Origin of the sequence: Actinokineospora sp. HUAS TT18 (genome assembly GCF_051364635.1) — a bacterium.
In the GTDB taxonomy this organism is placed as follows: Bacteria; Actinomycetota; Actinomycetes; order Mycobacteriales; family Pseudonocardiaceae; genus Actinokineospora.
In genome coordinates this window covers 5,006,869-5,024,470 of the sequence record NZ_CP195645.1, presented here as the reverse complement: position 1 = coordinate 5,024,470, position 17,602 = coordinate 5,006,869, and the positions used below count along the sequence as shown (strand labels likewise).

At 70.4% G+C, this 17,602-nt stretch carries 16 protein-coding genes; 5 read left to right on the top strand and 11 right to left on the bottom strand.

Annotated features, from left to right (window positions below; translation table 11 throughout):
* Nucleotides 1-100 precede the first annotated feature (100 nt).
* Nucleotides 101-2,875 (top strand): leucine--tRNA ligase, encoded by a 2,775-nt coding sequence (gene leuS, locus ACSHT8_RS23050; protein ID WP_436492984.1) that lies wholly within the window; start codon nucleotides 101-103, stop codon nucleotides 2,873-2,875.
* Here the strand turns inward: leuS and ACSHT8_RS23045 are convergent.
* The gene (locus tag ACSHT8_RS23045) at nucleotides 2,872-3,540 is read right to left on the bottom strand and encodes a TetR/AcrR family transcriptional regulator (protein ID WP_436492983.1); all 669 of its coding nucleotides are present in this window, start codon (nucleotides 3,538-3,540) and stop codon (nucleotides 2,872-2,874) included. The two genes, leuS and ACSHT8_RS23045, sit on opposite strands and share 4 nt — an antisense overlap.
* Before the next feature lie 58 nt (nucleotides 3,541-3,598).
* On the opposite strand from ACSHT8_RS23045, the gene ACSHT8_RS23040 reads away from it, so the two are divergent.
* Nucleotides 3,599-5,683: an MMPL family transporter gene (locus tag ACSHT8_RS23040; protein ID WP_436492982.1), complete on the top strand. Its 2,085-nt coding sequence runs from the start codon at nucleotides 3,599-3,601 to the stop codon at nucleotides 5,681-5,683.
* 219 nt (nucleotides 5,684-5,902) lie between these two features.
* On the top strand, nucleotides 5,903-6,712 hold the full coding sequence (locus ACSHT8_RS23035) for a ribokinase (protein WP_436492981.1): 810 nt from the start codon (nucleotides 5,903-5,905) through the stop codon (nucleotides 6,710-6,712).
* Here the strand turns inward: ACSHT8_RS23035 and ACSHT8_RS23030 are convergent.
* The 4 genes from ACSHT8_RS23030 to ACSHT8_RS23015 are packed head-to-tail and all read right to left on the bottom strand — an operon-like array spanning nucleotide 6,703 to nucleotide 9,198.
* A complete protein-coding gene (locus ACSHT8_RS23030) occupies nucleotides 6,703-7,443 on the bottom strand; it encodes a MerR family transcriptional regulator (RefSeq protein WP_436492980.1) in 741 nt (246 codons plus the stop codon). The two genes, ACSHT8_RS23035 and ACSHT8_RS23030, sit on opposite strands and share 10 nt — an antisense overlap.
* Before the next feature lie 28 nt (nucleotides 7,444-7,471).
* Nucleotides 7,472-8,017: a TetR/AcrR family transcriptional regulator gene (locus ACSHT8_RS23025; protein ID WP_436492979.1), complete on the bottom strand. Its 546-nt coding sequence runs from the start codon at nucleotides 8,015-8,017 to the stop codon at nucleotides 7,472-7,474.
* Between the two features lie 21 nt (nucleotides 8,018-8,038).
* The gene (locus tag ACSHT8_RS23020) at nucleotides 8,039-8,920 is read right to left on the bottom strand and encodes a LysR family transcriptional regulator (protein WP_436492978.1); all 882 of its coding nucleotides are present in this window, start codon (nucleotides 8,918-8,920) and stop codon (nucleotides 8,039-8,041) included.
* On the bottom strand, nucleotides 8,917-9,198 hold the full coding sequence (locus ACSHT8_RS23015) for a hypothetical protein (RefSeq protein WP_436492977.1): 282 nt from the start codon (nucleotides 9,196-9,198) through the stop codon (nucleotides 8,917-8,919). Before ACSHT8_RS23015 ends, ACSHT8_RS23020 begins: the two co-directional genes overlap by 4 nt.
* 62 nt (nucleotides 9,199-9,260) lie before the next feature.
* Between ACSHT8_RS23015 and ACSHT8_RS23010 the strand changes: the two genes are divergently transcribed.
* On the top strand, nucleotides 9,261-11,033 hold the full coding sequence (locus ACSHT8_RS23010) for an N-acyl-D-amino-acid deacylase family protein (RefSeq protein WP_436492976.1): 1,773 nt from the start codon (nucleotides 9,261-9,263) through the stop codon (nucleotides 11,031-11,033).
* Entirely contained in the window at nucleotides 11,030-11,638 is a 609-nt protein-coding gene (locus ACSHT8_RS23005) for a TetR/AcrR family transcriptional regulator (RefSeq protein ID WP_436492975.1), read from the top strand. The genes ACSHT8_RS23010 and ACSHT8_RS23005 overlap by 4 nt, the downstream gene beginning before the upstream one ends.
* Here ACSHT8_RS23005 and ACSHT8_RS23000 read toward each other — a convergent pair.
* The 6 genes from ACSHT8_RS23000 to ACSHT8_RS22975 all read right to left on the bottom strand — a co-directional run bounded on the left by ACSHT8_RS23000 (nucleotide 11,622) and on the right by ACSHT8_RS22975 (nucleotide 17,579).
* A complete protein-coding gene (locus ACSHT8_RS23000; protein WP_436492974.1) occupies nucleotides 11,622-12,800 on the bottom strand; it encodes a glycine C-acetyltransferase in 1,179 nt (392 codons plus the stop codon). The two genes, ACSHT8_RS23005 and ACSHT8_RS23000, sit on opposite strands and share 17 nt — an antisense overlap.
* Nucleotide 12,801: 1 nt before the next feature.
* Nucleotides 12,802-13,830 (bottom strand): L-threonine 3-dehydrogenase, encoded by a 1,029-nt coding sequence (gene tdh, locus ACSHT8_RS22995; RefSeq protein ID WP_436492973.1) that lies wholly within the window; start codon nucleotides 13,828-13,830, stop codon nucleotides 12,802-12,804.
* 113 nt (nucleotides 13,831-13,943) lie between these two features.
* On the bottom strand, nucleotides 13,944-14,567 hold the full coding sequence (locus ACSHT8_RS22990; RefSeq protein ID WP_436492972.1) for a DUF1707 SHOCT-like domain-containing protein: 624 nt from the start codon (nucleotides 14,565-14,567) through the stop codon (nucleotides 13,944-13,946).
* Nucleotides 14,568-14,581: 14 nt separating this feature from the next.
* Nucleotides 14,582-15,238: a response regulator gene (locus ACSHT8_RS22985; protein WP_436492971.1), complete on the bottom strand. Its 657-nt coding sequence runs from the start codon at nucleotides 15,236-15,238 to the stop codon at nucleotides 14,582-14,584.
* Nucleotides 15,235-16,416, bottom strand: coding sequence for a MacS family sensor histidine kinase (gene macS, locus ACSHT8_RS22980; protein ID WP_436492970.1), 1,182 nt, complete (start codon nucleotides 16,414-16,416; stop codon nucleotides 15,235-15,237). Before macS ends, ACSHT8_RS22985 begins: the two co-directional genes overlap by 4 nt.
* On the bottom strand, nucleotides 16,413-17,579 hold the full coding sequence (locus tag ACSHT8_RS22975; protein ID WP_436492969.1) for an AI-2E family transporter: 1,167 nt from the start codon (nucleotides 17,577-17,579) through the stop codon (nucleotides 16,413-16,415). Before ACSHT8_RS22975 ends, macS begins: the two co-directional genes overlap by 4 nt.
* Between the last annotated feature and the right edge of the window lie 23 nt (nucleotides 17,580-17,602).

Sequence of the window (17,602 nt, the reverse complement as noted above, 5' to 3'; positions counted from 1 at the left end):
TGGCCGTGCTGACCGAGACGACTCGGTTGGTGCGGCAACCCTCCATGCCCTTGGGCTGGGGGGTTTTCTCATTCCGGAGCAGGACCGAAAGGAAACCCCGATGAGCGACGCCGAGTCGATGCCGAGCCACCGCTACACCGCAGAGCTGGCCGGTCGGATCGAGAAGCGCTGGCAGGACCACTGGGAGGAGCGCGGCACCTACCACGCGCCGAACCCGGTCGGACCGCTCAAGGGCGACGTCCCCGCCGACAAGCTGTTCGTGCAGGACATGTTCCCGTACCCGTCGGGCGCGGGCCTGCACGTCGGCCACCCGTTGGGCTTCATCGGCACCGACGTCTTCGCGCGCTACCACCGGATGAACGGGCGCAACGTCCTGCACACGATGGGCTTCGACGCCTTCGGCCTGCCCGCCGAGCAGTACGCGGTGCAGACCGGGCAGCACCCGCGCAAGACCACCGAGGACAACATCCAGACCTACCTGCGGCAGATCCGCCGCCTGGGCCTGGGCCACGACGAGCGCCGCCGGATCTCCACGATCGACCCCGAGTACTACCGGTGGACGCAGTGGATCTTCCTGCAGATCTTCAACTCCTGGTTCGACGCCGACGCGGGCAAGGCGCGGCCGATCGTCGAACTGGAGACCCAGTTCGCGCAGGGCAAGCGCGCCACCCCCGACGGCCGCGGCTGGTGTGAGCTGACCCGCGCCGAGCAGCAGGCCGTGCTGAACGACTACCGCCTGGTCTACCTGTCCGAGGCCCCGGTCAACTGGGTGCCCGGCCTGGGCACGGTGGTGGCCAACGAGGAGGTCACCGCCGACGGCCGCAGCGAGCGCGGCAACTTCCCCGTGTTCCGCAAGAGCCTGCGCCAGTGGATGATGCGGATCACCGCATACTCCGACCGCCTGATCGACGACCTGGACCGCCTGGACTGGCCGGAGAAGGTCAAGGCGATGCAGCGCAACTGGATCGGCCGCTCGAACGGCGCGCGGGTCCGGTTCCCGGTCGGCGAGCACGAGATCGAGGTGTTCACCACCCGCCCCGACACCCTGTTCGGCGCGACGTACATGGTCCTGGCGCCCGAACACCCGCTGGTCGACGTGATCACGACGGCCGAGCACGCCGACGCCGTCGCCGAGTACCGGCGGGTCGCGGCCAACAAGTCCGACCTGGACCGCCAGGAGAACAAGGAGAAGACCGGCGTCTTCACCGGCGCGTCCGCGACCAACCCGGTCAACGGCGCCGAGATCCCGGTCTACGTCGCCGACTACGTGCTGATGGGTTACGGCACCGGCGCGATCATGGCTGTGCCCGGCCAGGACCAGCGTGACTGGGACTTCGCCACCGCGTTCGACCTGCCGATCATCCGGACGGTCCAGCCGAGCGAGGGCTTCGAGGGCGAGGCGTTCACCGGTGAGGGTCCCGCGATCAACTCCGGCTTCCTGGACGGCATGGAGATCGCCGAGGCGAAGGCGTCGATGATCGCCTGGCTGGAGGAGCACGGCCGCGGCCGCGGCACCGTCCAGTACAAGCTGCGCGACTGGCTGTTCTCCCGCCAGCGATACTGGGGCGAACCCTTCCCGATCGTCTACGACGAGGACGGCCTGCCGGTCGCGGTGCCCGAGTCGATGCTGCCGATCGAGCTGCCCGAGGTCGAGGACTACTCGCCCAAGACCTACGACCCGATGGACGCCGACACCGAGCCGTCGCCACCGCTGTCGCGCGCGAGCGAGTGGGTCGAGGTCGAGCTGGACCTGGGTGACGGCAAGAAGAAATACCGTCGCGACACCAACACCATGCCCAACTGGGCGGGTTCCTGCTGGTACCAGCTGCGCTACGTCGACCCGACCGACGGCGAACGCTTCTGCGAGCCGGAGAACGAGGCGTACTGGCTGGGCCCGCGCCCGACCGAACACGGCGCCACCGACCCCGGCGGCGTCGACCTGTACATCGGCGGCGTCGAGCACGCGGTGCTGCACCTGCTGTACTCGCGGTTCTGGCAGAAGGTGCTGTTCGACCTGGGCCACGTGACCGGCGAGGAGCCGTACCGCAGGCTGTTCAACCAGGGCATGATCCAGGCCTACGCCTACACCGACGAACGCGGCGTCTACGTCAACGCCAACGAGGTCGTCGAGCGCGGCGGCAAGTTCTTCCACGGTGACCAGGAGGTCAAGCAGGAGTACGGGAAGATGGGCAAGTCCCTGCGCAACGTGGTCACGCCGGACGAGATGTGCGAGACCTACGGCGCGGACACCTTCCGCCTGTACGAGATGTCGATGGGCCCCATGGACGTCTCCCGCCCGTGGGCCACCAAGGACGTCGTCGGCGCCCAGCGCTTCCTGCAGCGCCTGTGGCGCAATGTGGTCGACGAGGAAACCGGCGAGGTCCGCGTCAGCGACGCCGAGCCCGACGAGGAAACCCTGCGCGCCCTGCACAAGGCCATCGCGGGGGTCCACGAGGACTACGCGAACCTGCGCTACAACACCGCGGGCGCGAAGCTGATCGAGCTGAACAACCACATCACCAAGAAGTTCGCCGACGGCGCGCCACGCGTGGTGGCCGAGGCGATGGTGCAACTGCTGGCGCCTCTGTGCCCGCACGTCGCCGAGGAACTGTGGTCGAAGCTGGGCGGCACCGAGTCCCTGGCCCACGGCCCGTTCCCGACGGCGGACGAGCGCTACCTGGTCGAGGACACCGTGGAGTACCCGATCCAGGTCAACGGCAAGGTCCGCAGCCGCATCACCGTCCCGGCGGACGCCGACCAGGAAACGGTGAAGGCGGCGGCCCTGGCTGAGGAGAAGGTGGCCGCCCTGGTCGACGGCGGCACCCCGCGCAAGGTGATCGTGGTTCCGGGCAGGCTGGTCAACATCGTTCTCTAAGCGGGGCCGAACTCGTCTACGAGGTCACGCAGCATGGCCTCGAAGACGGGTTCGGTGTCGCGGACGGGGAACGGGAACTGGCCGAACACCTCCAGTGCCACCTGCCCATACAGCCGCGCCCAGAACTGCAACATCGCGTACGCGGTGCCCACCGTGATCGCCATGCCCAACGACCCCAGCGTGTCGAGGAACGCGGCCAGGTCGGCCTCGATCTCCGGCGGCGCCTGGGCAGGCGTGGGGGTGTCGACCGCTCCAGGGGCCATGATCGCCCCGACCACACCGAGAAACACCCCAGCGAACGAAGCGCTGGTCGACTCGCGTGCGGGGGTGGCGAAGACCAGCACGAACTCCTGCGGGTGGGCCAGCGCCCAGCGGCGGAACGAGCGGCACACCGCGAGCACCTGTGCCCGCGCGCCCGCGTCCGGCAGGGCGTGGCTGAGTTCGGTGGCCAGGTCGGCGCATACGTCGGCGCGCACCTGATCAAGCAGGTCGGAATGCGACGAGTAGTACCGATAGAGCGCAGGCGCCGTCACCCCAAGCTCCCGCGCGATCCCCCGCAGCGAAACCGCCTGCGGCCCATCGCGCACCAGCAGCTCCCGCGCGGTGCGCCGGATCTCCCGGTCGGTGTCCGCGCGGGCTTGTTCCCGGCGGGTAACCTGCGTCATCCGGTCTCCAGGGCCTGTGTGAACGGCGTTAGCGGACTGTAGCTCCCCAGGGGGACAGATGCTCGCATCGTGGGGCGCGGTCGTGTACCGCGCTCGCTGGGCGGTGTTCGCCGTGACACTGGTCGCCGCCCTCGGTGCGGGGATTTGGGGCCTCGGCGTCTTCGCGAAGCTGACCCAGGGCGGCTTCGACGATCCGGCCAGCGAGTCCGTCCAGGTCAAGGAGATCGTCACCGGACACTTCGGCCAACGCCCACCGGACGTCGTGGTCGTCTACACCGCGCCGGGCGCGATCGACGAGCCCGGTTTCGCCGAGCGAGTCCAGGCGTCCCTCCGCGAACTCCCCCGCGACAAGGTCGCCTCAACCGTCGACTACTGGTCGACCAAGCACCCGGCCCTGGCCAACGACTACCGCCACCAGGTACTCGCCCTGATCACCCTCACCGGCACCGACCCCGACACCCGCCGGGCCGCGTTCGAGGCGATCGAGGACCGACTCCCGATCGACGGTGTCCCGACGATGGTCGGCGGCGCCGTGCCGACCGAGGTCGCGATGAACCAGCGGTCCGCATCGGACCTGGCCATCGCCGAGGCGGTGTCGTTGCCTATCACGCTGATCCTGCTCGTTGTCATCTTCGGCAGCGTGCTCGCCGCGTCCATGCCGGTGCTGGTCGGCGTCCTGTCGATCCTCGGCTCGCTCGGTGTCCTGCGTGCGCTGACCGGCTTGTTCGAGGTCAACGCCTTCGCGGTGAACGTGGCCGTCCTGCTCGGACTGGGCATGGCCATCGACTACGGCCTGTTCATGGTCGGAAGGTTCCGCGAGGAGGTCACCGCGGGCGCGCCGACCTGGCTCGCGGTCCCGAGGACGGTCGCCACCGCCGGTCGCACGGTCGCGTTCTCGGCGACGCTGCTGGTGATCGCGCTGTCCGGGCTGCTCGTGTTCCCCATGGACTACCTGCGGTCGATGGCCTACGGCGGCATGGCGGCGGTGGCGATCGCCGCGGTCATCTCGCTGACGCTGCTGCCCGCGCTGCTCGCCATCGCCGGGCCGCGGGTGGAGATCCCGCTGCGCGGCCGCCACCGGGTACGCCGCTCGCTGCCGCTGGCCAAGATCGCCGACGCGGTCATGCGGCACCCGGTGCTGGTCGCCGGGCCGATCGTGGCCGCGCTGGTGGTGCTCGCGCTCCCGTTGGGCGGCTTGACGTTCGGCGGCGCCGACGAGAAGCAGCTGCCGCCCGGCGATCCGAGCCGGACCACGGCGGAGGCCATCGCGGCGACCTTCCCCGCCGCGGTCGGCAACCAGGCCAAGATCGTCCTACGTGGCGCGGACACCGACACCCAGCAGCGGTTCATCGACGACGCCCACAACGTCGACGGCGTGCTCGGAGTGCAGCTCAGCGGCGTCAAGGACGGCGACGTGCTGCTGACGGCGTCCCTGGCGGGCGAGGCCAACACCGAGCGCGCCGCGTCGATCATCCACGCGTTGCGCGAGGTGCCGTCCGACGCGGAGGTGCTGGTCGGCGGCTACCCAGCCGAGATCACCGACACCATCGAGTCCATTGTGGACCGAATTCCGTGGATGATCGCCGTCCTCGTTCTCGCGACACTCGTGCTGATGTTCCTGGCGTTCGGCTCGGTGCTGCTGCCGGTCAAGGCCGTGCTGATGAGCGCGCTGAGTCTGTCGGCCACGTTCGGCGTGCTGGTCTGGGTCTTCCAGGACGGGAACGGCGCCGAACTGTTCGGCGTGACACCGCAGCCGGTGCAGGCCGGGCTGATGGTGCTCATCGTGGCGCTGGTGTTCGGGCTGTCGACGGACTACGAGACGTTCCTGCTCTCCCGCATGGTCGAGGCCCGCCACGAAGGCGCGTCCACCGCCGAGGCCGTGCGCACCGGCCTACTCAGGACCGGCCGGATGATCACCGCCGCCGCGGTCCTGCTGTGTGTGGTCACCGGCGCGTTCGGACTGTCGGCGCTGGCCAGCATGCGGTTCCTGGGCGTGGGCATGATCGTGGCCCTGGTGATCGACGCGACCGTCGTGCGGATGCTGCTCGTCCCCGCCGTGATGCGCCTGTTCGGCGACGCCGCCTGGTGGGCTCCGGCCGGGCTGCGCAGGCTGCAGCAGCGGATCGGCTTGTCGGAGACGTAGACCGCGCCACCGGTGTCGGTCGCTCGGGGGGCTACACGACCGGCACCGGTGACGCGAAAACCGGCCGTGGCCGGTACAACCGCCACGCACCCGCCGGTAATTCGCCCGAGGAGTACGAAAACAGTCGACGCATAGTGTCGCACTGTGGAGCCGATCCACTACCCAATCGTTCACACTTGCGCACGTTCGGAACCGACCAAACTTTCGGGGGTTGATCAAGTGTCAGTCGTTGTGCTGGGTTCAGCGAACGCCGATCTCGTCGTCGAGGTGGCCCGCAGGCCCGCCGCCGGGGAGACCGTCCTGGGCTCCGACACGCGCATAATGCCTGGTGGGAAGGGTGCGAACACCGCGGTGGCCGCGGCCCGCGCGGGCGCCGAGGTGGCACTGGTCGCCGCTGTCGGGACCGACGACTACGGCACTTTCCTGCTCGACGCCCTCCGCGAGGCGGGGGTCGACACAACAGGGGTTCGCCGGGTGCCAACCCCTACTGGGCTGGCCTACATCACCCTCACCCCCGACGGCGAGAACTCGATCATCGTCTCGCCCGGCGCCAACTCGCGGCTCACGGCGGCCGATGTGGACCTCGGTGAAGCCGCCGTGCTGGTCGCCTCGCTGGAGGTCCCCATCCCGGTCGTCGAGCACGCCGTCGCTCTCGCGGTGCGGGAGGGCGTGCGGCCGGTGGTGAACCTGTCGCCGGTGGCGGAACTTTCCGCGGCCACCATCGCCGCGCTCGACCCACTCGTCGTCAACGAGCACGAGGCCAAGGTGCTCGCCGACTACTCCCACGGCGACGGCCCTCGGTCGACGGTGATCACCCTCGGCGCCCGGGGCGCACTGGTGATCACCGCCGACGGTTCGGAACACATCCCCGCGCCCCAGGTCGAGGCCGTCGACACGACCGGCGCGGGCGACGCCTTCACCGGCGCCTTGGCCGCCAGGCTGGCCGACGGCGCCACCCTCGCCGAAGCCACCCGCCACGCGATCACCCACGCGGCGGAGTCGGTGACGAGGCACGGCGCTCAGGGCTGAGTCCGCACCGCGTTCGCCCGGTTCACGTACTCCATCAGCTCCGGGGTGAGCCCGGTGTCGTACTGCTGGTTGAGCTTGTCGCCCTGCTCGGCCCACAGCTTGCCGAGCGACTCGCGCACGCCCGCGTTGCCGCCGGTGAACGCCTCGATCATGCCGAACCAGCGCTCGGTGAGGGCCTGGACGTCGGCGTCGTCGACCGGGGTTCCGGCCGCCTGGTGGGCCGACATCGCCGCGATCACCTCCGGCCACGCCCGCTCCACCTCCTTGATCGCGTCCTCGCCGAGCTCCTCGCGGCGCTTGGCCAGGTAGTCGAGCTGGTCAGGGGTGTAGTAGCTCTCGATCATGTTCATCGTCTCCAGAATCGCCAGCACCTCGCCGGGCTCGGCGTCGGTGGTCATCCGCTCGAGCAAGCCGCGGACCTGGGTGCGCAGGTCGGACATCTGCCGGACCTGCGCGTCGAGGTGGGCCAACTGATCGGTCAGCACGGATCGGAGGGTTTCCCGGTCGCCCTGGGCCAGGGTCGCCGCGATCGCCTCCAGGCCGACGCCGATCGACCGCAGCGCCCGCACCCGGTACAGCCTGCGGATGTCGGACTCGGTGTACCTGCGGTGCCCGGCGTGGGTCCGCTCACTGGGGCTGACCAGGCCGATCCGGTCGTAGTGGTGCAGCGTTCGCACCGTCAGCCCGGTCGCCCTGGCCAGTTCCCCGACCGCCCATCGCCGCTCGCTCATGGAACCGACGCTAGGACCTGACGTCGGGTCAGGTGCAAGCGCGAACGAACAATCGGGTGAGCCCGGTGCCGTAGTCGGACGGGTCGACGCCGGACCGGTCGGCGCCCTCGATGGCGCTGGAGATCGCCGTGGCCATGACGGCGGGGTCGAACTCGCCGAAGGTGCCCGCCCGCTGGCCCTGCCTCAGCTGCCGCTCCAGCCGCCCGACCCGGAAGTCGTGCAGCACCGGGGCGAAGTCGCGGCGGTGCTCAGCGACCTCGGCGATCGCGCGCAGCTGCTGCGGGTGGGTCCGCAGCAGGTCGACCCTGGTCTGGATGTAGATGCCCAGCAGGGCGACCCGGTCGGTCTGGTCGGCGATCCGGGACTCCAGCACCTCGTCGGCGGCGCCGAGCGCGGTGACGAGCACCGCCATCATCAGGTCGTCCTTGTCGCGGAAGTGATACGAGATCAGCCGGGTGCTGCTCAGCCCGGCGTGCTCGACGATCCGGGCGTAGGACGCCTTGGCGTAGCCCACCTCGGCGATGACCTCGATCGCCGCTTCCACGATCTGCGTCCGGCGTGCCGCCTCAGTCACCGTTACCTGCATGAGTAAATATTAACACGGCTGAGTAATGACCGCCCGGAGCGCCGACAGCACGGCCACGATCAGCGGATGGGTCTCCCGGCCACGCCGCACCGCGGCGAACACCCGGCGGGTCGGCGGATCGGCCACGGGGTGGACACGGTCGACGCCGCGCAGCGCGGTGCGCGGGATCAGCGCGACCCCGCCGCCCGCCGCGACCAGCGCGGCCTCGGCGTGGAAGTCGTCGGAAGTGTGGGCGATGCGCGGGGTGAACCCGGCCGCCTCGCACGCCTTGACCAGCACATCCCGGCACGGATTGCCGGGCAGCGGTGCCACCCAGTCGTCCGCGGCGAGGTCGGACAGGTCGACCTCGGCCAGGTCCGCCAGCCGGTGGCCAGGGGGTAGCACCGCGTCGAACGGCTCGGCGTAGAGCGGGGTGTGGATGATCCGCTGGTCGTGTTCGCGCGGCCGGTACTGCACGGTGATCGCCAGGTCGATCTCCCCGTCGAGCAGCATGGGGAGGCTGTGCTCGGCGTCGTGCACCAACACCGTCACCCCGGGCGCCGTCTCGCGCATGACCGCCAGGGCGGGCGCCACGACCTGGGTGATCGCCGAGGCGAACGCGGCCACCCGCACCCGCCCGGTCCGCCCGGCGGCGAACTCGGCCAGCCGCGCCTCGGCCCGGTCCAGCTCCGCGATCACCGCCGTCGCGTGCTCCACGAGCAGTTCGCCCGCCGCGGTCAGCCACACCCGCCGCCCCTTGCGGTGCAGCAACTCCTGGCCGACCTCGCTCTCCAGGGCCGCGAGCTGCTGCGACACCGCCGACGGGGTCAGGTGCAGCGCCTGCCCGGCCGCGGTCACCGTGCCGTGGTCGGCCAGCGCCCGCAGCACCCGCAGGCGCCGGGGGTCGATCACTTGGACCCGCACAGGCCGCCGTTGGTGAGCACGACGAGTTGCTCGGTGCCCGGCGGCGCGTCCGCGGCCTGGTCCTTCAGCCGCTCGAACTCCTCGGCCGACAGCGGGACGCACTCCGGCAGCGGCGGCGTGACCAGCAGTCCGACCGTGATCCCGCCCGCGACAACGGCCAGCGCCACCGCGACGATCGCGAGCAGCCGCCTGCGGGCGCGGCGCGGGTCGACCGGTGGCGGCTCGTCGTCGCTGAGTCGGTCGAGCCAGTCGTTCCCCTCAGTCATGGCTTCACGCTAGCTGGAACGGAGCATTGACAACTTTGAGACCGATCGGTTTCTATGTTGGCATGACCTGGGACACCGTGATTCGCCGCGGCCGCTGGTTCGACGGGACCGGGGCGCCCTCCGCCATCCGGGACCTGGGCATCCGGGACGGCCGGGTCGAGAAGGTGTCCGAGGCGCCGCTGGACACCGCGGGCGCCCAGGTGATCGAGGCCGACGGCCAGTGGGTCATGCCCGGGTTCATCGACATCCACACGCACTACGACGCCGAGGTCCTCATGGCGCCCGGGCTCGGCGAGTCGGTGCGGCACGGCGTCACGACTGTCCTCTTCGGATCGTGCTCGCTCGGCACCGTGCACGTCGAACCGCTCGACGCCGCCGACCTGTTCAGCCGGGTCGAGGCGATCCCGCACGAGTACGTGGTCAGCGCGCTGACCGAGCACAAGACCTGGTCCACCGCCGCGGAGTACGTCACCGCGCTGGAAACGCTGCCGCTCGGCCCGAACGTGACGACGTTCCTCGGCCACTCCGACATGCGCGCCGCCGCGATGGGGCTCGGCCGGTCGACGGACCGCGCGGTCACCCCGAGCGCCGCCGAACTGGCCCGGATGCGCGAGATGCTGGAGGACGCGCTGGCGGCGGGCTTCGTCGGCCTGTCGGAGATGCGCAACCCCTGGGACAAGCTCGACGGCGACCGCTACCGCTCCCGGACCCTGCCGTCGACCTACGCGCGGTGGAGCGAGTACCGCGCGCTGCACCGGATCCTGCGCCGCGCGGGCCGGGTGCTGCAGTCGATCCCGAACCTGACCACGCCGGTCAGCCTGGTCCCGTACCTGGCCGCGTCCACCGGGTTCGGCCGCAAGCCGCTGAAGACCAGCTTCCTGACCGCCGCCGACGTCAAGTCCAATCCGGCGCTGTGCCGGGTCATGGGCCCGATCGCCCGGGTGACCAACAAGCTCGGCCGCGGCGATTTCCGCTGGCAGCACCTGCCGGTGCCGTTCGACATCTTCGCCGACGGCATCGACCTGGTCGTGTTCGAGGAACTCAGCTCGGGCGCCGCCGCGCTGCACCTGAAGGACGAGGCGCGCAACGAGTTGATGCGCGACGAGTCCTACCGGCGGAGGTTCCGCAAGGAGTACGACCGCAGGTGGACGCCGCGGGTGTGGAACCGCGACTTCTACGACGCGCACATCCTGGCCTGCCCGGACGAGTCGGTCGTCGGCAAGACGTTCGGCCAGGTCGGCGACGAGCGCGGGCTGCACCCGGTCGACGCCTTCCTCGACCTCGTCGTCGAACACGGCACGAGAGTCCGCTGGTACACCACGATCTCCAACCACCGGCCGAAGGTGCTCGACAAGCTCAGCTCGCTGCCCGAGGTGCAGATGGGCTTCTCCGACGCGGGCGCCCACCTGCGCAACATGGCGTTCTACAACTTCCCGCTCCGCATGCTGCGCCGCGCGCACACCACCGGGTTCATGTCCGTCGAACGCGCCGTGCACCGGCTCACCGGCGAACTCGGCGCCTGGTACGGCATCGACGCGGGCACGATCCGCGAGGGCGACCGCGCCGACCTCGTCGTGGTCGACCCGGCCGGGCTCGACGAATCCGTCGATCAGCACAGCGAGGAGCCGGTGGAGGTGTTCGGTAACCTCAGCCGCATGGTGAACCGCAACGACCGGGCCGTCACCGCGACCCTCGTCGCGGGCAACCGGGTGTTCGGCGCGGGCGAGTTCGACCCGGCGTTCGGCACGCGGCGCACCGGCCGGTTCCTGCGCGCGGGCGAGCCGCGCGGCACGGTCGACCCGGCGACGCGGCGGGCGGCCGTCGCGGGTTCGTGAGCACACCGCGCCGCACCCAGCAGGAGCGTCGGGAGACCACCATCGGGCTCTTGGTCGAGGCCACCATCGCCACGATCGCCGAGTCCGGCTACGCCAAGGCGTCGCTCGGTGCGATCTGCGAGCGGTCCGGGGTTTCCCGCGGGGGCCTGTTCCGGCACTTCGACTCGCGGCAGGACCTCATGGTCGCCGCGGCGGCCGAGGTCGCCGCCCGGCACTTCGCCAGCGTCGAGGAGCGGATCAAGGAATCGCTCACGGTGCTCGAAGCGATCCACTTGCTCCGCGAGCGCCACCGGGCGATCGACAATGTGGTCTGGTTCGAGCTGATGGTCGCCGCGCGCACGGACCCTGAACTGCGGGAGCGGTTGAAGGACACCACTAAGCGGTTCCTCGACCAGATCGTCGTGGTCGCCCGGCGGGTCCTCGGCGCCGAGATGTTCGATGACGACGAGTTCGCGCTGCTGGTCAACACGTTGGAACACACCTTCGACGGCGAGACGATCCGTCGCGAACTCGCGCCCGACCCGGCGGCCGAGGACCGCCGGGTCGAGCTGATGGCCGAGTTCGTCGAGTTCCTCGTCGAACGCCGATCTACATCTTCGCCCTAGCGGCGATGAACGCGTCGACCGCGCGGTTGACGTCGTCGGTCGAGTGGGCCGCCGACATCTGGGTGCGGATGCGGGCCTTGCCGTGCGGCACCACCGGGTAGGAGAACCCGATCACGTAGACGCCCTCTTCGAGCAGCAGGTCGGCCAGGCGGGCCGCCTCGGCCGCGTCGCCGATCATCACCGGGATGATCGGGTGCTCGCCGGGCAGCAGGTCGAAGCCCGCCTCGGTCATCCGCGCGCGGAACAGCGCGCTGTTGTCCCGCAGCCTGGTCAGCAGCTCGGCCGAAGAGTCGAGCAGATCGAGCGTGGACAGGGCGGCCGCGGTGATCGACGGGGCCAGCGAGTTGGAGAACAGGTACGGCCGGGAGCGCTGGCGCAGCATCTCGACGATCTCGGCGTGGCCGGAGACGTAGCCGCCGCTCGCGCCGCCGAGCGCCTTGCCCAGGGTGCCGGTGTAGATGTCGATCTTGTCGCCGACGCCGAAGTGCTCCGGGGTGCCGCGGCCGGTCGCGCCCATGAAGCCCACGGCGTGCGAGTCGTCGACCATGACCAGCGCGTCGTACTTCTCCGCCAGCGCGACGATCTCGTCCAGCGGGGCGAGGTAGCCGTCCATGGAGAACACGCCGTCGGTGGCGATCAGGCGGTAGCGCGCACCCGCGGCCTCCTGCAGCTTGGCCTCCAGGTCGGCCATGTCGCGGTTGCGGTACCGGGCGCGCTGCGCCTTGCACAGCCGGATGCCATCGATGATCGACGCGTGGTTGAGCTCGTCGGAGATCACCACGTCCTGGTCGGTCAGCAGCGTCTCGAACAGGCCGCCGTTGGCGTCGAAGCAGGAGCTGTAGAGGATGGTGTCCTCGGTGCCGAGGAACCGCGACAGCCGCTCCTCCAGCTCCTTGTGCGGGGCCTGCGTGCCACAGATGAACCGCACCGACGCCATCCCGAAGCCCCACGTGTCCAGCGCGGCCTGCGCGGACTTGATCAGCGTCGGGTGGTCGGCCAGGCCGAGGTAGTTGTTCGCGCAGAAGTTCAGCACCGGGGCCGAACCGTTGACCTGGACCGCGGCCTGCTGCGGGGTGGTGATCACCCGCTCGGACTTGTAGAGCCCCGCCGCCCGGATCTCGTCCAGGCCGGTCCGCAGGTCCTCGCGCATCGCGCCGAACATCTCAGCTCTCCCAATCCATGATGACCTTGCCGCAGTTGCCGCCGCGGGCGGTGGCGAAGGCGGCCTGGTGTTCGGTGTGGTGGAACCGGTGGGTGATCACCGGGGAAAGGTCGAGGCCCGCCTGCAGCAGGACCGACATCGCGTACCAGGTCTCGAACATCTCGCGGCCGTAGATGCCCTTGATCGTGATCATCTTGAGCACGACCGCGCTCCAGTCGATCGCGATCTCCCTGGCGGGCAGGCCCAGCATGGCGATGCGGCCGCCGTGGGTCATGTTGCTGATCATCTCGCGCAGCGCCGACGGCTGGCCGGACATCTCCATGCCGACGTCGAAGCCCTCGCTCATGTTCAGCTCGCCGTAGACCGCCGAGACCGGCGTCTCGCTGACGTTGAGCGCGACGTTGACGCCCAGCTTGCGCGCCAGGTCCAGCCGGGCCTCGCTGATGTCGGTGATCACCACGTGCCGGGCGCCCGCGTGCTTGGCGACCGCGGCGGCCATCAGCCCGATCGGGCCCGCGCCGGTGATCAGCACGTCCTCGCCGAGGACCGGGAACGACAGCGCGGTGTGCACGGCGTTGCCGAACGGGTCGAAGATCGCGGCCACGTCCAGGTCGACGTGGTGGTTGTGCACCCACGCGTTGGACTCGGGCAGCACCGCGTACTCGGCGAACGCGCCGTTGGTGTGCACGCCGAGGCCGACGGTGTTGGCGCACAGGTGGCGGCGGCCCGCCCGGCAGTTGCGGCACGTGCCGCACACCAGGTGGCCCTCGCCGCTGACCAGGTCGCCGACCTTGACCTTGGTGACCGCGGCGCCGACCTCGACGACCTCGCCGACGAACTCGTGGCCCAGGGTGAGCGGGGCCTTGATCGTCTTGGCCGCCCACTCGTCCCAGGAGTCGATGTGCAGGTCGGTCCCGCAGATGCCGGTGCGCAGCACGCGCAGCAGGACGTCGCCCGGACCGGGTGTCGGGTCCGGGACCTCGATCAGTTCGAGGCCGGGGCCCGGGGCGACTTTGACCAGAGCCTTCAAGGGTTCCTCCGATGGTGCGGGCTGTCCTCCCCGCGCGGAGTCTGCTGCCGAGCCGCTGTGAAGTCCATCTGGACTTTCTGCACTGCCTTGTCAGCAGATCTTCACAGCCAAGACTACGCGTCCCAGCTGATCCTCCACGGCCTGCGGATGGTCAGCGACCCGATCCGCACATAGGTCGGCCGCCGGATCGTCAGCGAGCCAGCCCTGACCGAGCCGGTGACCACGAAATGCGGCCCCGACCCGCGCGGCGCGCCACTGACCTTGTCCTCCACGCTGCCCGCGGTGACCTCGACCCCGTGCGCGTCGACCGTGGCGCGCTCGGGCATCAGCAGGTCGACCGAGCCGCCCGCGACGTCGACCTCGATCCGGATCTCCGGGAACCGGATGACGGCCTCGGTGAAGTCCAACTCGGTGGACCCCATCCGGTTGCGGACCAGGATGTCGCGCGGCACCACCCACTCGCCCTCGCGCTTGACCGAGGACATCGTCGACCGGAACTCCACCGGCTTGGCGGGCTCGACGCCGGAGTCCGGGTGCACCACGCCGGGCAGGTCGACCAGCACGCCGTTGAGCTCGCCGCGTGTGCGGGAGGCCAGCGCGATGTCCATGCGCGCGGTGAACTCGTCGAGGTTGATCAGCCCGAGCCCGATGGCGCGCTGCAGGATGCCGACCACATGGTTGCGTTCGGCGTCGGAGACGCGCAGCTCACGGGGGCTGAAGGGAACGGCTTCATTCACCCCACCAAGAGTAGCTATTCCGGCTCCGTGTCGAGGCCGTGTTCGATCGCGTATCTGGCCAGCTCGACGCGGTTGTGCAGCTGCAGCTTCCGCAGCGTCGACTGCACGTGGTTCTCCACGGTCCGGTGCGACAGCACCAGCCGGTCGGCGATCTGCCGCGCGGTCAGCCCCTTCGCGACGAGCCGAAGCACCTCGGTCTCCCGCTCGGTCAGCTTCGGCGCGTCGTCCTCCGGCCCCGATGCCATCCGCCGGTACTCCCCGAGGACCAGCCCGGCCAGCCCGGCGGTGAACACCGCGTCGCCCGCCGACGTGCGGCGCACGGCCGACACCAGCTCGTCGGCCGACGCCGACTTCACCAGATAGCCCGACGCGCCCGCCTTGACCGCCTCCAGCACGTCGTTGTGCTCCCCGCTCGCCGACAGCACCAGCACCCGGGTGTTCGCCAGCTCGCCGGTGATCTTGCGGGTGGCCTCGACCCCGGACTCCTCGCCCAGGTTGAGGTCCATCAGCACGACGTCGGGCCGCACGGCGCGGGCGATGCGCACCGCCGCGGCGGCGTCGCCCGCGGTCGCGCGCACGTCGAACCCGCGCTCGGCGAGGTCGCGCGCCACGCCGTCGCGCCAGATCGGGTGGTCGTCGACGACCATCACCGAGATCGGCTGTTCGGTCATCTCGCTCCCTTTGCTGTGGGCACCCGGATCTCCCATTCGGTGCCCATGTTGGGCGCGGTCTCCAGCGTGATGGTTCCGCCGAGATCGCTGACCCGGCCGCGGATCGAGCGGGCGATCCCCATCCGGCCCTCGACCTCGGCCGCGGCGATCCGGCCCGAGGGGATGCCGACACCGTCGTCGCGGATGCTCAGCACGACCTCGTCGCCGAGGTCCTCCAGCAGCACCCATGCCTTCGCGCCGCGGCCCGCGTGCCGGTCGACGTTGTGCAGTGCTTCCTGAACCAGGTACGCCAGTTCGCCCGCGGCGGCCTCGGTGACCATCACCGGGGTGGCCGGGACCGACACCTGGTAGCGGTCGGTGGCCAGCACCTGCAGCCGGGGTCGCAGGTCGGCCGAGCCGTCCTCGGTGGACTCCAGCGGCGCCGCGGCGACCAGCGCGCGCAGCGCCACCTCCTGCCTGCCCGCCAGCTCGGCCAGTTCCGCGGCCTCGCCGCCCAGCTCCCGGCCGCGCTTGCCGACCCGGGCCAGGACCTGCAGGACGCTGTCGTGGATCGTGCGCGCCAGCCGCTCGCGCTCGGCGGTGGCCGCCTCGACCCGCAGCGCCTTGGCCAGCCGCTCGGCCGACTGCCGCGACGTGGTCGCGGCCAAGCCGAGCACCGCGCCGATGCCGACGAGCAGCACCAGGTCGCGGGTCAGGTCGGTGTCGATGTAGCCGCGCACGCCGTAGTTGAACAAGGCCACGACCAGCCCGAACGCGGTCCCGCCGGTCAACCCGGCCCGCACCGCGCCGACCGCGACCACCGCGGTGACCCACACCGTGGGCACGAGCGGGACGGCCAGTTCAGTGAGCTGCTCGTGGGTGAGCACGATCCGGGACATGGACATCGCGCCGCAGCAGATCGCTAGGTCGAGCAGCATGAACCAGACCGCGCGGTTGTTCTCGCGCAGGTAGTAGACCGAGGTGACGGCCGTCCACACAGCCATCACGCCGACGGTCACCCAGCCCGCCGTCGCGTTCGCGTACTCGTCGCGGTGGTTGAACACCACGCCCGCGGCGAAGAAGAAGGTGATTATCCGCAGCAGTACCGCGGACAGCCACAGCGGTGCCGCCGGGTCCTTCGGCTCGGGCCGGTCCGGGCCCCGATAGCGCTCCCCGGGCAGCCGAACCCGTCCCGTCATGGCCTGCTCGACTCCGGTTCCGGCTCTTCCTCGACCCCGGGCACCGAGCCCTCGTCCTCGAGCACCGGCACCTCCTCGGGGTCGACGTCGCCCTCCTCGCTGACCAGCGACCGGATGCCCGCGTTCAGCACGGCCAGCAGCGGCACCGACAGCAGCGCGCCCGCGATGCCCGCGGCGATCAAGCCGACCGCGATCGCCAGCACCACGGCCAGCGGGTGCAGCTTCACCGCGCGGCCAAGCAGCCACGGCTGCAGCACGTGGCTCTCGATCTGCATGACGCCCACGACCACCGCCAGCACGATGAGCGCGGCGATGAACCCGTTGGCGACCAGCGCGACCAGCACCGCGACCGTGCCCGCGATGAGCGCACCGATGATCGGGATGAACGCGGTGAGGAACACCAGCGCGGCCAGCGGGATCGCCAGCGGCACGCCGATGATCGCCAGGCCGACACCGATACCGACCGCGTCGAACACCGCGACCGCCGCGGTCGCCCGCACGTAGCTGACCAGCGACGAGAAGCCGCGGCGACCGGCGACGTCGACCCGGGTGCGCACCGGGGCGGGGACACCGCGCATCACGAACCGCCACATCGCGGCGCCGTCGAACAGCAGGAAGATGAGGATGAACAGGGTCAGCAGCAGCCCGGTCAGCACCTCGCCGATGGTGGCCGCGGTGGTGATCGCGCCCGACGTGATCGCCGACTGGTTGGCCTTGATCGCGTCGATCGCGTTGCCGATGAAGGTCTGGATCTGGTCGGCACGCAGGTGCAGCGGGCCGGTGACCAGCCAGTCCTCGATGGTGTTGAGGCTCTCGTTCACCTGGCTCTGCAGCTCGGGCAGGCCGTTGCTGAACTCGGTGATCACGAACGTGAGCACACCGCCGACCACCGCGAGACCGGCGACCATGACGATCGCCGTGGCCAGCGCCCTCGGCACGCGCCACTGGACGAGCTTGCCGACCCCGGGCGCCATCAGCGCGGCCAACAGCAGCGCGATCGCCATCGGGATCACCACGTGGGCGAAATAGCCCAGGACGTAGATGATGACGTAGAGCGCCCCGATGATCATGAGGAAGCGCCAGGAGAGCGCCGCGGCGACCCGCAGGCCCTTTGGCACGAGCGGGGTGACGTCCGGTGGCGCCGGGGCGCGGTTGCTGGTCATCACGATCACGGTATCCGGCGAAC